At 70.4% G+C, this 13,686-nt stretch carries 12 protein-coding genes and 2 pseudogenes; 8 read left to right on the top strand and 6 right to left on the bottom strand.

Going from position 1 to position 13,686, the window contains the following annotated elements:
- Window positions 1–9: 9 nt before the first annotated feature.
- From ACZ45T_RS25190 to ACZ45T_RS25175, 4 genes and pseudogenes are all read left to right on the top strand, one after another.
- Window positions 10–195 (top strand): hypothetical protein, encoded by a 186-nt coding sequence (locus ACZ45T_RS25190; protein WP_468444932.1) that lies wholly within the window; start codon window positions 10–12, stop codon window positions 193–195.
- A gap of 436 nt (window positions 196–631) precedes the next feature.
- Window positions 632–787 (top strand): annotated as a pseudogene (locus ACZ45T_RS25185) (N-6 DNA methylase); the annotation flags it as partial.
- Window positions 788–812: 25 nt separating this feature from the next.
- A complete protein-coding gene (locus tag ACZ45T_RS25180) occupies window positions 813–1,451 on the top strand; it encodes a hypothetical protein (RefSeq protein WP_468445071.1) in 639 nt (212 codons plus the stop codon).
- Window positions 1,452–1,926: 475 nt separating this feature from the next.
- On the top strand, window positions 1,927–5,898 hold the full coding sequence (locus ACZ45T_RS25175; RefSeq protein ID WP_468444930.1) for an AAA domain-containing protein: 3,972 nt from the start codon (window positions 1,927–1,929) through the stop codon (window positions 5,896–5,898).
- A 119-nt stretch (window positions 5,899–6,017) separates the two neighbouring features.
- On the opposite strand, the gene ACZ45T_RS25170 is transcribed toward ACZ45T_RS25175, so the two are convergent.
- The gene (locus ACZ45T_RS25170; RefSeq protein ID WP_468444928.1) at window positions 6,018–6,176 is read right to left on the bottom strand and encodes a hypothetical protein; all 159 of its coding nucleotides are present in this window, start codon (window positions 6,174–6,176) and stop codon (window positions 6,018–6,020) included.
- A 371-nt stretch (window positions 6,177–6,547) separates the two neighbouring features.
- Window positions 6,548–7,804: an esterase/lipase family protein gene (locus ACZ45T_RS25165; RefSeq protein ID WP_468444926.1), complete on the bottom strand. Its 1,257-nt coding sequence runs from the start codon at window positions 7,802–7,804 to the stop codon at window positions 6,548–6,550.
- Window positions 7,805–8,053: 249 nt separating this feature from the next.
- Between ACZ45T_RS25165 and ACZ45T_RS25160 the strand changes: the two are divergent.
- Together ACZ45T_RS25160 and ACZ45T_RS25155 are read left to right on the top strand one after the other, a co-directional pair.
- Window positions 8,054–8,332 (top strand): annotated as a pseudogene (locus tag ACZ45T_RS25160) (transposase); the annotation flags it as partial.
- 119 nt (window positions 8,333–8,451) lie between these two features.
- Window positions 8,452–9,060: a hypothetical protein gene (locus ACZ45T_RS25155; RefSeq protein ID WP_468444924.1), complete on the top strand. Its 609-nt coding sequence runs from the start codon at window positions 8,452–8,454 to the stop codon at window positions 9,058–9,060.
- Between the two features lie 17 nt (window positions 9,061–9,077).
- Here the strand turns inward: ACZ45T_RS25155 and ACZ45T_RS25150 are convergent, their stop codons facing one another.
- From ACZ45T_RS25150 to ACZ45T_RS25140, 3 genes are all read right to left on the bottom strand, one after another.
- Window positions 9,078–9,314, bottom strand: a complete 237-nt coding sequence (locus ACZ45T_RS25150; protein ID WP_468444922.1) for an ATP-binding protein — start codon at window positions 9,312–9,314, stop codon at window positions 9,078–9,080.
- Window positions 9,256–10,506: an ISL3 family transposase gene (locus ACZ45T_RS25145; RefSeq protein WP_468445065.1), complete on the bottom strand. Its 1,251-nt coding sequence runs from the start codon at window positions 10,504–10,506 to the stop codon at window positions 9,256–9,258. The genes ACZ45T_RS25150 and ACZ45T_RS25145 overlap by 59 nt, the downstream gene beginning before the upstream one ends.
- 230 nt (window positions 10,507–10,736) lie before the next feature.
- Window positions 10,737–11,294, bottom strand: coding sequence for a dihydrofolate reductase family protein (locus tag ACZ45T_RS25140; protein ID WP_468444920.1), 558 nt, complete (start codon window positions 11,292–11,294; stop codon window positions 10,737–10,739).
- Window positions 11,295–11,468: 174 nt separating this feature from the next.
- Here ACZ45T_RS25140 and ACZ45T_RS25135 point away from each other — a divergent pair, with 174 nt between their 5' ends.
- On the top strand, window positions 11,469–12,383 hold the full coding sequence (locus ACZ45T_RS25135; RefSeq protein WP_468444918.1) for a LysR family transcriptional regulator: 915 nt from the start codon (window positions 11,469–11,471) through the stop codon (window positions 12,381–12,383).
- Window positions 12,384–12,660: 277 nt separating this feature from the next.
- On the top strand, window positions 12,661–12,852 hold the full coding sequence (locus tag ACZ45T_RS25130; protein ID WP_468444916.1) for a Tn3 family transposase: 192 nt from the start codon (window positions 12,661–12,663) through the stop codon (window positions 12,850–12,852).
- Between the two features lie 139 nt (window positions 12,853–12,991).
- Here ACZ45T_RS25130 and ACZ45T_RS25125 read toward each other — a convergent pair whose 3' ends face one another.
- Window positions 12,992–13,567 (bottom strand): TetR/AcrR family transcriptional regulator, encoded by a 576-nt coding sequence (locus tag ACZ45T_RS25125; protein ID WP_468444914.1) that lies wholly within the window; start codon window positions 13,565–13,567, stop codon window positions 12,992–12,994.
- Window positions 13,568–13,686 lie beyond the last annotated feature (119 nt).

Genomic DNA, 13,686 nt, shown 5'->3' with positions numbered 1-13,686 from the left:
CACGGCACGGTGGACGGCTACCTCCTCCGCCACTTCTTCGCGTCGAACTGCCTCACCAACGGCATCCCCATCACCGACGTCGCCGAATGGATGGGCCACAAGAGCCTCGACATCACCTTCAAGATCCACCGCCACCTCATGCCCGGCTCCATCGGCAAAGCCGCCAAGATCCTCGATGTGGGCCTGGCCGCATAAAGCGCTCCGGACGTCACGCCGGATGGAAGTGCGGCCACATCATCCAGTCGCCCTGGGGGGCCCGTCGACTGGGCCAGCGACCACATCAGCGACGAAGTCGGTCGCGCACCGGCCGCCGTCCCGGAAGCGCTAGCCCGAGTGCCCGCGGGATGAGGTCAGGCCCCAGACCCTTCCCCCGCTGGTGACTCCGGCCTGCTGTGGCGAAGGCCCTCGGCCTGACAGTCCGTCTCTTCCGATCAGCACAGACGTGGCCGTTGTACGACTCGGTGCGTCCCGTGCACGAGCGTCCCTGCTCCGCTCCGCAGTGTGCGCAGGGGACCGCGGTGATGTCCCCCTGTTCTCCACCAAGCAGGCAGCCGGAGCCGCGCGCCTGGGAGGGCGGGTTCTGGCGGTCGGCGGGGACCGGCTCCCGTACCGGGCCGGCGACCGCACGCTGATGCTCAACGGGAACCCGCTCGCCGAACCGTACCCGCCACCCGAGCCCCCGCCCTCGGCAGCGGCCTTCGACATCCCGGTGCTCGCCGACGCAGCTGGCAAGAAGGGGGGCGAGTTCTACACGCCTCGTTCCGTGGTCCAGCTGATGGTGGATCTGTTTCGGCGGCGTCCCCAGACACGAGGTGCAGGCAGAGGAGCCGAAGTTCCACGCCTTCGGCATCGACCCCGCGGACCTCTTCCAGCCAAGGGACCTCGACTATTTCAGCTTCCCGGCCGAAGGCTGCGAAGCGACGGCCGCTCGCATCCCGGATCTCGCGACCACCCAGGAGCGCGGGTTCATCGACCGGTGCTGCTGGTGGTGGGAGGGCGCGGGAGCGCAGATCGCCGAACTCGCGGGCACGAAACAGCTGTTCATGTCACGCTCCCGCCTCATGGCTTCCTTCCGTGAGGCGCTCCTGCCATTGGGGATCCTGGACCGGTACCAGTTGACCGGTGTGTTCGCGGCATGGTGGTCCGACCGGCAGGACGACTTCAGAAGCCTGGAGCACCGCGGCTTCCCCGGAGTGATCGACCGATGGGCGGCGGCAGACGGCGAGGTCTCCTGGCACAGCGGCCCTGCGCGTGAACGAGTACTCGAGGTCCTCGGTGACGATCTCTGCTCACGCGTCACGGGACGCGTAGCTGCGCAGCGGCAGGGGCTGGTCGCGCTCTACCGTTCGTGGGGCGACCGGTACGAAGCCTCGTTCGCAGACCTGGAGCAGCAGAGTCAGGCAGCGGCAGAACGGCTCAGATCCCGCCTCCGGGGGCTCGGCTACCGCTGACAGCCCATGCAGGCACCGGGCCCATCGAGGTCGCCGGAGCGGACCGTGCCCGCACCGGCCAGCGGGCCGGTGGGCCGTGCCCCGGCCCACCGGCCGTCCCCCGTTGTCGTGTCTCGGGTGTCAGCCCGACAGGCGGGCGATGTGTGAGGCCAGTTTCTCCGGCGTGGGGTGCGCGAAGAGACTCATGTCCTGCCGTAGCCCCCCAGTCCTGTCGGCGCTGGTAGCCCTCGCGTCAGGCAAGCACGCACCGACCCTGACTGCTCCCGACAGTCGGGGCCCACAGGAGTTCCACCACGCCCCTGGCGCCTTCCCGCCCCGGGCCCGAGTCGGTCGAACCGACCCTGTGTCCCTGGGCGTTCCGGCGCCGCAGGCCCCGCTGATCGGGACTCGGCCCGCTGACGGTCCGGTAGATTCGGCGGCACGGCTGATCTTCAGGGAGCGGCAGAGTGCCGCGCGTGCGACACGGGGGCAGAGGGTGCGGAACGGACACGCGCAGGACCGTCGACGGCGGGCCCTGCTGGAGTGCTGGCGCGCGATCGAGCTGTTCAGCCCGCCGACCATCCCGGCGCTACCCCGCCGACGCTCCGCCGCCCGCTCCGGGCCGAGGGACGAGTACGTAACCGACCTGACGCCGGAGCCGGGCCGGGTACCACCGCTCCTGCCGTGGGCTCCGGACCATCCGGAGACGGGGGCACGGCGGGCACCGTACGGCCGCATGTGGCGGCACGAGGTCTACTGCGGGGTCTTCGACCTGGAGCTGCTCCGCCAGGCGATGATCGCGGTACTGCCCGCGGGGACCGATCCCGACCCCGGCGTGCCGCAGACCGAGCTGGTGCTGTCGGGCCAGAGCGCGATGTTCGCGCTGGTCCTGGACGACGAGGGCCGACCGCTCGAGGACACGTCCGTGATCTCCGCGTGCGCCTGGGCGACCGGCCGCCTCTTCGATCCGGGGCCGTCCACACCTGGCTGGCTGGACGGATTCGAGGAGCTCGACGACGCGTTCGGCGGGGCGATCGACGAGCTCACGGCCACCGCGATCCCTTACGGCCCCACCGCACCGGCCGCCGGAACGGCGTACGAGCGGTGGCCCGGCTCCGAGGGTGCGGCGGGAGCGCCGGGCGCGGCCGGCGGCGGCTGGCAACGGCTGCTCGCCGAGATCCTGGGCGGCGCTGCCGTCGGGGCGGTCGGGGCCCTGTTCGGCGAGGTCGCCGGCGCCGCGCTGCAGGGCGCGGCGGAACCCCTGGTTCGCCGCGCCGCGGACTGGGTCGCGGCCCGCCGCCCCGCCGAGGAGCAGGTGGAGTCCGGGTGGCCGGACGGCACCGGGGGCGTTCCCGTGGGGGCGTCGACCGACGGTCCTGACACGTCGGCGGAGTACGGGGCCGGCGCCGGTCCCCGTGCGCTCGGGTTCGCCGATCTGGTCGCCCTGACCGCGCAGATCGCCGACCTGTGCGGGGTTCAGGACCACCTGCGGCCGCAGGTGGTCCGGGTGCGCAGCAGGCTGGTCCACCGGCCGCGGGACCCGCAGGCGAAGGTCGCCGCCGCCGCGCCGTTCTTGAACAGTCTATTTCCCCCTGATCTGGCCCGGGTGTCCGCAGCCGTCGGGAAGGGGATCGGCCCGGCGCTGGAGGCGTACCTGACCGAGCTCGACGCCGTCGACGTGGGGGCGCGGACGGACGTGCGCCGGGAGCGCGGGGTCGTCCTGGACGGGGTGGCTCCGGACCTGGTTCCGGCCGGCCGCTGGCCCGCACCGGCTCGGTTCCCGCTCGCGCTGAGCCAGCAGTTCGCGGTCGACCGCATGCTCGCCGACCGAGCGGGAACCGAGGGCGGGATGTTCTCCGTGAACGGCCCGCCGGGCACGGGCAAGACCACGATGCTGCGCGACCTGGTCGCCGCCCTGGTCGTCGAGCGGGCGGCGGTGCTGGCCACGTTCGACCGGCCCTCGCAGGCGTTCACCGGTCCGGCGTGGCGGGGCAAGGACCGCCAGGGCAGGCACGCCCGCTTCGTGTCTCGGCTCGACCCGCGGCTGACCGGGTTCGAGATCGTGGTCACCTCGTCCAACAACGGCGCCGTGGAGAACATCACCGCCGAGCTGCCCGGCATCGGTGCGCTCGGCGAGCACTGGCAAGCAGGCACCGACCACTTCTCCGACCTCGCCTCCGCGCTCCTCGGCGGGCCGGCCTGGGGTCTGGTCGCGGCGGTGCTCGGCAACAAGGCCAACCGCAAGGAGTTCGGGGACCGGTTCTGGTGGGGGCGGCTGCCGGAGAAGGAGACCGACGCCCGCAAGGCAGCGGAGCTGCCGCCGCTGCGCGGCATGCGGGAGGTCCTGAGCGACTGGATCCCGCCCAAGCCACAGCCCGGTGGCCGTGGTCCCGTCACCCCGGCGGACCAGGTTGCGGCCGCGGCCGCCGGGCCCGCCCGGCCCGTGCCGTCGTGGACTGACGCCGTCGCCGCGTTTCGTACCGCCCAGGCCGAGGTCGAGCGGCTGCGCGCCGGGCGCGCCCGGCTGGCCGGGGCCCTGGCCCCCGTCGAGTCCCCCTCGGCCGGGCAGCGGATCGCGGACCTGGAAGCCGCCGTGTCCCGGGCCGACCAGCAGATCGCCGCCGCCGCTGCGGTCCTGGACCGGGCCACCGCCGCCACTGCCGGCGCCCGGACCGCCACCGCGGCGGCCGAGGCCGGACACCGCACGGCCTCCGAGCACGTACCGCGGGCCCGCCAGGAGCTGGCCACCGCCCGCGCGGACCTGTCGGCCGCCCGTGAACTGGCCGCGCACCACCGCGAGTACGTGACTGCCCTCACCGCCCGCCACGACACGCCCCCGGCCGTCGAGCGGGGCCTGCGCGGCGGGCTGCGCCGCCTGCTGCAGAGCACGGCCGACCGGCAGGCCGCCGAACGGCAGCAGGAGCACACTCAGGCCGAGATCGCGTACCTGCTCGTCCAACAGCGCGCCGCGCTCGAGGACTCCCTGGAGCAGGTCGCCGCAGCCGTGCGCACCGAATCCCTGGCCGCCAGCCGGCACGCCCGGTCCGGCAGCGCCGTCGACGAGGCAGCCACCGGCCTCACCGCCGCCCTCGCCTACGAACGGGCCGCGAGCGCGCGGGAGTCCGCGGCAGCCACCACCCTCCGGCAGGCCCGACAGATCGCCGACTCGTCCCGCCGCGACCTGCGGGGCGCCGTGGCCGAACTCGACGGCCGCCACCGCGAACTGCGGGAGGCGGCCCGGACGCTGCCGTCCCTGCCGCTCGGCTGGGCTCACCTCGACGAAGCCGACCAGGAACTCGGCTCGCCCTGGTCCGACGAGACGTGGTCCACCGCGCGCAGCGACCTGTTCCTGCGCGCCCTCGACCTGCACCGCGCGTTCGTCGCCGGGGCCGCGAAGAAGGTCCGCGGCAACCTCCAGGTCCTCATGGAGCTGATGGCCGGGACCAACGGGCCCGTCCCCGACGAGGAGGTCGCGCGCACCTGGCAGACCCTGTTCCTCCTGGTGCCCGTCGTCTCGACCACCTTCTCCTCCGTCGGGAGCATGTTCGCCCGCCTCGGCCGGGAGGCCATCGGCTGGGTCCTCGTCGACGAGGCCGGGCAGGCCACCCCGCAGGCCGCCGCCGGCGCGCTATGGCGCGCCCGCAGGGCCGTTCTGGTCGGCGATCCGCTCCAGCTCGAGCCCGTCGTCACCATGCCCGAGGCCCTCCAGCGCCGACTGCTGCGCGCCTACGGCGTCGACGAGCACTGGCTGCCGTCGGCCACCTCGGCCCAGGCCGTCGCCGACCGGACCAACCGCTACGGCACCTACCTGCCGGCCCCGGACACCGGCGACGAGCACGTCTGGGTGGGCTCGCCGCTGCGCGTGCACCGCCGTTGCGAAGAGCCGATGTTCACGGTCAGCAACGAGGTCGCGTACGGCGGCCTCATGGTCCACGGCACCGAACACAAGGCGTTCCCCGATGCGGAACGGGACGGCTTGTTACCCAGCCGCTGGCTCAACACCGACGACCCGTCCCGCCCGTCCGATGCACCGTGGGGCGAACGCGACCGCCGAGCCTTCGAGTTCGTCCTCGACCACTTGCACCGGCACGGCGTCGCCGTCGAGCGCGTGCGCGTCATCGCCCCCTTCCGGGCCCTCGTCGCCGAATGCCAGAAGATCTGCCGCGGCCGTGACGGCTGGACGTCCGAACTGATCGAGGAGCGCTGCGCCACCGTCCACCGGGCCCAGGGCAAGGAAGCCGACGTCGTCGTCCTCGTGCTCGGCGGCGGTCGGCCCGGCGCCCGCGACTGGGCGGCCCGCACCCCGCACCTGCTCAACGTCGCCGCGAGCCGCGCCAAACGCCGCCTCTACGTCATCGGCGAGCGCAGCCTGTGGGCCCCGCTCCCGCACTTCGACGTCCTCGCCTCCGAGCTGACGGAGTTCCACCACCTCCGCGACCGCGCCACCTGGCCGCCCGCCATCGAGTGACCGCCGACGGGGCGGCAGGGCGGAGAGGTACATGCCCGTCACGACGCGACGCCACAGGCCACCGGCCGAGCCATGGCGCTGTCTCGCCCGAGACGGCCTCGCGAGTGAGGTCGCCGACGCTATGCCGTCCTGCCGCCGACCAGTCCCACGATCGCCCCGAATCCCATCATGTAGGTCGTGGAACATGCTTCAGCCGCTGATTTCACCTGCTCGGAGTCGCCGCCGAAGGCCGCCAGCAACACATTCAAGATCAACGCTACGAATGTCAGCGCAGCCACTGTAGAGAAGATCAGTGTGAAACGGGCATCGCCTCCCACTTGCTGTGCGCCCGTCGCTCGGGCTCAAGCCGCCTACTCCACCCCGTCTCGTCGGCAGCGCTGACGCCCAGGCGGACAGAGGCGCTTCGCCCATGGCAGACGCGCATCCGCCGCAACGACTGGCGAGGAGTCGGCTGCCCATGCGAACGTCCGGTACCCGCCCTGTGCATCCCACAAGACCGCGCCACGGCTCTGGATGAACTTGTCGTTCTCCTCGCTGACGGGTAGCACGTGGCCGTACACGTCCGCGACAGCCATGCCCCTCGGCGACATCCCGGGGCGAGCCGGGGTGGGCGGGACGGCCGTCGGGCCAGCCCCGCCCACCCCGCTGGTCACTCGGCCGCGATCTCGTTCACGAGCCACGCCCCGAGTTCTTCGGTCATGGTGGTGTGGCCCTCATTGCGGCCGGCGCAGTGGAAGGCGTCGAGCGCGCTGTCGCCCGCGGCGATCGGGCGGTGCAGCGCCTTCGGGTCGTTGATGTCGCCGGACGCGACGGCGCTGATGGCGGGGATGAAGCAGGACGTGGCGATGACGTCCGGGTCGACCACGTTGCCGAGAAGGCTCATGAGGAGGGCGGCGAGGCCGAAGCTGCCGGTGTCGCCGTCCGGGGACTGCATGGTGAACAGGCCGCCGGGAGCGCCGTCGATGTCGGGCAACCCGCTGGTGCGCACCATGGTCGCCTCGTCGCCCGCCGTCTGCAGCCTGGCGACGATCTGGTCACCCTGGGCCTGGATCTTCAGCCAGGTGTCCTGCAGCGTTTCACCGTCGCCCCTCACCGCGATCGAGCCGGCCTCGGCGCCGTTTCCGACGCCGGTCTTCACGCCGTTGGCGACACCGATCTTGCGGACGTTCCGCGGCCATCCCCCGAGTTCGTCGAGCTTTCGGAGGAACGCCAGCCGCTCCGGTGCCTGCTCCGGCTCGGCATCGACCTTGCCGATGTGCCACCGCGCCATCTCCTTCGCCGCGGGGCTGTTGAGCAGCCCGGAAAGCTGGCGCAGCACGGGGCCCAGCGTGGGAACGTCTCCCCACTGGTCCGTCGCGTAGTGGGTGAAGGCCTGGAGGGAGACCGGGAACCACGCCCCCTGGTGAGGGGTGTCGTAGGAGAGGTAGGTGGCGGTCTCGTGATCCGGAAGGCCGGGGTCGTTCTCCATCCTGGCCAGCGCGTAGCGGGTGATGAGCCCGCCCATGCTGAAGCCGCCCACGGCCAGCTTCGCGTCACCCACCCGCTCGGCGACGGCCCGGCGGATGCACTCGATCGCGGTCTCGGCGTTGGCCGTGATCGAGGCTGTCCGGTCGTGGTAGCCGAGGATGATCACATCGCGGCCGGTGGCGTGAAGTTCGCTGATGAAGCGGTAGTTCCCATTCTCTTCCAGCCCGTGCCAGAGCTGGTCCAGGTTGGTGGATCCGCCCGAGAAGCCGTCGGAGAGGATGACGGGCCGAATGAGCTGCCCGCGGTTCAGCGGGCTGTAGTACACCCAGGCCGTTCCGCCCTCCAGGGGCCACTCGTCGTGCGCGTCCGGCGCGGGAGGAAAGGAGGAACGGGCCTGCGGGGAGGCAGGCCCCCAGATGTCAACGACGGTGTTGGACATGCTCGGTCGACTCCTAGCGTAGTCATGGAACCACCGCGCTCACGCGCAGTGACCCTGGGCGGGCAGGGAGCTCCTGAGGCCCAGCAGCTCCCTGCCGCACGGCATCCTCACACCGCCCCCTCGGCCGCTCCCCGTTCCTCTGACCAGGGAAACCATCCCTCCGAGTGATCATCTTCAGCATTCGGGCGAGACACGGCACGCCAAAATCGTTTCGCCATCAGGGGGTTACCCAAGGGATCCCTACGGCTCAACCTCAACACCCACCTGGCCGCCGGGCTGAAACGGTACGAGGCCGATCACGACTGGCTCACCACCGTCCGCCTGCCGCCCTATGCACCCGACTTGAACCCCGTCGAGGCCGTCTGGTCACTCGTCCGCAGAGCGATGGCCAACACCGCCTTCGACACACCCGACGACCTCGACCGCAAGCTCCGCCACGAGTTACGCAGAATCCAACTCCGGCCCCACCTCATCGACGGCTGCCTCACCGCCACTGGCCTGACCCTCGCACCACCGACTCCACCCTGAAAACCTCAGTAATTGATGTCGAGTCGGCTTACCAGGGACTGCTTCAGGCGTTGTCAGCCGTGGATGGGATGATCCCCGCGGCGGGCGCGAGCACGCCGATATCTGGCTCGGGGGCTCGAATGGACGCGTGGCAGGACCTCATAGCGCTGGTGAACGCGCGTTTGGAGGCCGCGTCGCCCAGTGAACGCGGCGTTTTCGCCGCGGGCGTTGCTGAGCGTCTGATGGGCTGGCACGAGGCTCTGTCGGAGGATGAACAGGCAGACTTCACTCTGGGCCTGAGACCGCTCCTGAACTCGGTGTGGGAGGGCGTCCTCGGCGATCCGGCGGCGTATACCGCCGTCAACCGCGGCCTGGCGGAGTACATGCTCAGCGACTACTGCCACAACGACCGCATGGTGGGACCTGACGATGCGTACGAGCCCGCCGCTGCCGCGACCCTCAATGCCGCGTACGCGTATCTCTTCGGGTGCACCGACTTCGCAGTCTGGGCCAGTCGCCGGGCCATCGATGATCAGCACCTCGAGTACCTCGCCGGCGCCGGGCTCGAAGAAGGAGACTTCCTCGACACCGACAAGGCACTGATCGACGAGCTCAAGCGCCAGCTGCGGGACCTCGACCTCATCGCCGCGCGTTCGACGGAACTGCGCCACGGCCTTTCCGGACTACCCATCCTCACGTCCGTCCGGCTCCGCGTGGAACTGCGCACTCCTCTGTCCCGCCGTGGCTGACCAGGAGAACTTCTCCGTCACCCGCGTCCTTCGGCTTCGGTGATGCGGAAGCGGTAGGACTCGGTGCCGGTCTGGATAAGGGTGCAGCGGAAGGTGATCCGGTCGGCGATGGCCGCGCAGAGCCGCGGGTCGCCGAAGGTGTGGCCTTGGCGGCTTAGATGCAGTCGGGCAGTCGTTCGCCGGTGAGGGTGGTCATCATCTGGGCGAAGTAGCGGACCTGTTCGGCTCCGGCTGCGAGTCCGGGCAGCGGCCAAGGATGTGCTTGAGCTGGAGCTTCTCGTCGCTGTCCAGGGAGTCGGGGTGGCGGGTGAGCCATCCGGTGACCTGCCGGACCGTGGGCGCGTCGGAGATCTTGAGGGCCGGGCTGGGCCGGGTTCGCAGGGGTTCCAGCCAGCGGCGGACGGTGTGGTCGCTGCCTCGGTAGCCGAGTTCGCGGATCTCGGCGTGGAGCCGGCTGGTGTCGGGTTGCAGCCCTCGCTCCAGCGGTGGGTCAGGTAGGCCTGGTAGGGGCGGAGGGGCTGGTGTCACTGCGCGGCCGGACGAGCAGTTCTTCAGGGCTGGCGGCCTGGGCATAGCGGCGGACCGTTTGGGGTCCAAGTGCAGGACCTTGGCGATCGTGTAGGTCCCCACGCCTTTGTCGGACAGTCGGTGGACGGCGGCGTACCGCTCGTGGGTGTTGGTCGGGTACTTGCCGGCGCGCGGTTGCTCGACGCGCTCGGCTTCGTCGCCTGGGTCTTCACCCACCGGCTCGGGACCCGGGGCTTTCAGGCAGGCCCGGTGGGCGGCGACGCACTTCTCGACGACTTCGGCGAGGTTCTTCGAGAGGTGGAAGCGGTCGGCGACCTGGATCGCGTCGGGGGCGGCTGTGCGTACGGCCTCGGCGTAGGCGCTGGCTCGGTCACGGCAGACGATCTCGGTGCCGGGGTGGTCGTTCAGCCAGGTGGTGAGCGTCTCGGCGGTTCGGTCTGGGAGTACGTCGATCGGGCGGCCGGTCTCGATGTCGATCAGGATCGTCGCGTAGACGTGCCCGCGGCATAGAGCGAAGTCGTCGACGCCCAGGACGCGCGGGCCACTGTTCGTGCCGGGTTCGGGAAGCGCGCGTAGCAGCCTGAGCAGGGTGTTCCCGCTCACCGCGGTACCGAGTGAGTTCGCCAGCCGAGCGCCTGCCCTGCCGGCCAGGGCGAGGGCGACGGCCTCCAGCACCGACCGCTGCAGCACGCTGCGGCGGCCGTACCGGTAGGTGAGTCCCTCGATCTGCTCGGCGAAGGTCCGTCGCGGGCACGTCTGGGTGAGGCAGCGAAACCGGCGGATCAGAAGCCAGATCGCGACCGGCTTCCCGCCCGCCGCGGTATCCGCCAGCCGACGCCGGTACCGGCCTAGCACCCGCACCGACCAAGTCCCGCAGCCAGGGCACGACGCCCGATCCCCGGCCACCCGGCCGACCATCCGAACCGTGTGGCCGACATCGACCACGTCCTCCACCACCATGCCACCCAGATGCGGCATCAACGTCCGCAGATCACCATTGCACAACCGACCACGATCTCAGCCCTACTGACAGGCCGATACCGAATTGGCCAGTCTCATACGATCTTGACCATGGGCAAGGGTGCCCGTGTGGGCACGCTGGGATGGGGCTGGTGCTTCGATCCCCCATCCCAGCGGAACCCGTGCCTCTACTCCTGGGTCTCCTGGCCGGCGGGACGGAGGTCCAGGACCACGGTGCCGGAGCCGAAGCTGGTGGTGCCCGCGAGAGTCCACGAGGTGGTGGGGACACCCTCGGGGAAGAGGCGCTTGCCCTTGCCGACGATGACGGGGTGGATCCAGAGCTTGAGTTCGTCGACGAGCCCGCGTTCGATCAGAGAGTTCGTCAGGTCACCGCTGGCGTATATCAGGATGTCACCCGCGTACTGGTCCTTGAGCTTGGTGATCTCGGTGGCCAGGTCACCGTGGACCACGGTGGCGTTCCAGTCCGCCTTCTCCAGGGTGGTGGAGACGACGTGCTTGGGGAGGGTGTTCATTCGGACGGCGAACTCGCCCTCGGATGCCTCCATGTGCGGCCAGGCGGCGGACAGGCCCTCGTAGGTGAGGCGGCCCAGCAGCAGGGCGTCGGCGACGAACAGCTGGCCGTGGGCGTACTTGGCGTGGTCGCTGTTGAAGTACGGGCCCGTCCAGGCCGGGTTCTCCATGACGCCGTCGAGCGACAGGTAGGTCAGGGCGACGATCTTACCCACGGAAAAATCTCCTTGGTTCACGGACAGAGCAGAGTGATGCGGCGACTCGGCTGCGGAATCGTGCCGTGTGCGCCGTGCCGACCAGGCTGCCCGGCGGGAACACGCCGAACAACGCCCGATAATGGAACCCACGTTTAGCCGGGCTCAACGCCCGGATCCAGAACAGGGGGCCTGGTGCTCGAACGCCTGGAACTCGAAGCGTTCCTCGTCCTGTCCGAGGAACTGCACTTCGGACGCACCGCCGAACGCCTGCACGTCACCACCGGCCGGATCAGTCAGACCATCAAGAAGCTGGAGCGGCGCATTGGTGCACCGTTGTTCGAGCGCACCAACCGCAGTGTCAGCCTGACCCCGCTCGGCCACCGGCTGCACGAAGACCTCCGGCCGGGCTACGAGCAGATCCGAGCCGGCCTCGATCACGCGATCGACAGCGTCCGGCAGACCCGCAGTGCACTGCGCGTCGGCTTCGTCGGCGCCGCCGCCGGACAGGTCGTCCACCAGGCCCGCGACCTGTTCCCTGAACGCGAGCCCGAGTGTCCCGTCCATGTCCGCGAGGCACAGATCATCGACGCCGTCGCCCGGCTGCGCGAAGGCGACGTGGACGTCCTCGTCCTGAGTCTGCCGCTCCCCGAACCCGACCTGGTCATCGGCCCGGTGCTCATCTCCGAACCTCGCATGCTGGCCGTCCCGACCGGCCACCCCTTGGCCCGCCGCAAGACCCTGACCATGGAAGACCTCGCCGACATCGCGCTCCTGCGGCTGGCCGGCGCCCTGCCCGGTGACTGGCCGTCAGACCGCTGGCCCGAGCGCACGCCCCGCGGTCGGGCCGTCCCCGGCGGCCCGTCGTTCGAGACCTTTCAGGAAGCCCTGCAACTCATCGGAGCCGGAAGCGGCGGATGCATCGTCGGCGCACAGGTCACCCGCTTCTACACCCGCCCCGACATCGCCTTCATCCCGTTCTCCGACGCCCCGCCTATCGACTGGGCCCCCGTCTGGCTGAAGTCCAACAACACCCCACTCATCCGCGCCTTCGCCCACACCGCCCAAGAGGTCGCCAACCGCATCTATCTGGCCGCCACCCACCAATGACACCGATCTCGGCCCTCCGCCAAGAGGATCGACCCGCTCGTATGCGCGACCGAGGAGAACGCGTCCGTGGACCCGACGGGAAGGCGGCGTTCATCAGCTCTCCAAGAAGGTCGAGCATTCCGGTGCCCATGCTCTGAGCCCTGAAGCTGCAGATGTTCGGCCGCGCCAACCTCGACTTCCTCCGCCGCCGCATCCTCCTCACCCGATGACGCATCGTCACCGAATCCCGAAATGTGGATCAGAACCGCCGGGTACCCGGGCCGCGTCGCCCGGCAGGGTGCCGCCGCAAGCAGACAAGGAGCACGCCGAGACCTCGATGCTTGCCCCGCACCTGCTGCAGTCCGCGCTCGTCCACGTCAACACGCCGCCGGTGCAGCAGGTCCTGTCCGAACCGGCGTGGGCTTCGAGGCTCTCGGATGAGGACCAACGCGGCCTGACCGCGTTGGTCTGGTCGAAGATCAACCCGTAGGCACCTTCCGCCTGGAGATGGACACCCAGCTGGACCTGGAGCCGGCAGTCGTCGTCCCCGGCCCCGCACCACTTCGAACATCGCCGAGCGGGTGGCCCCAGCGACGCGGGGGCGTTGACCTCCTTCGCCGCGTGATCCGTTATGCGGCGCCCCAGCCGTCTTGGAGGAGAGCGAAGGCGGCGTCCATGGCGCGTTCGGGGTCGTCGGTGCGGTGGGCGAAGGCCGATGTCTCCAGGGCGAAGCGGGCAAGGGCGGCGCACCGGTAGTCGTCGGGGCGGCTCCCGGTGGCCTCGGCGATGGCACCGGCGAGGGCGTCCTGGTGGCGCATCCACATGCGGTGCCCGTACTCGCTCAAGGCCGGCGTGTCGTTGACGAGGCGCACGAAGGCGGCGAACCGTGCATCCCAGTCGCCAGCGCTGGTCCGTACCCGCTTGATGTGCGCGCACAGCGCCTGGGGGATGCTCTGGCCTTCCGGCCGGTCGCGGACGGCGGCGACGAGGGCGGCCTCCTGCTCGGTGTCCTCGTCGAAGACGAGCGCTTCCTTGGTGGGGAAGTACTTGAGCAGCGTGGTAGTCGACACGTCCACGGCGTCCGCGATGTCGCGGATGGTGACGTTGTCGTAGCCGCGTTCGAGGAACAGGTTCAGGGCGGTGTCGGCCAGCGCCTGGCGGGTGGCGGCCTTCTTGCGCTCGCGGCGCCCCACGGATGCAGTCACGCTTGCATCGTACACAAAAAACTCTGACCTAAAAAGTTGGGTGGTTGCAGTTTTTGAGTGAGTGTGTTTTTGTGGTTGCGCGGTCGGCGAGGCTAAGCCCGTGGCCGGCGCCCACCGGC

The organism is Streptomyces sp. NPDC030995 (assembly GCF_055571215.1).
Note: the sequence above shows the minus strand (reverse complement) of the source record. Positions and strands in the feature narration are given on the sequence as shown.

Excerpts from the sequence above, each read along its gene's own strand:
- ACZ45T_RS25165 (WP_468444926.1), bottom strand. The coding sequence starts at position 7,804 with ATGTCCAACACCGTCGTTGACATCTGGGGGCCTGCCTCCCCGCAGGCC.
- ACZ45T_RS25155 (WP_468444924.1), top strand. The coding sequence starts at position 8,452 with ATGGACGCGTGGCAGGACCTCATAGCGCTGGTGAACGCGCGTTTGGAG.
- ACZ45T_RS25145 (WP_468445065.1), bottom strand. The coding sequence starts at position 10,506 with ATGGTCGGCCGGGTGGCCGGGGATCGGGCGTCGTGCCCTGGCTGCGGG.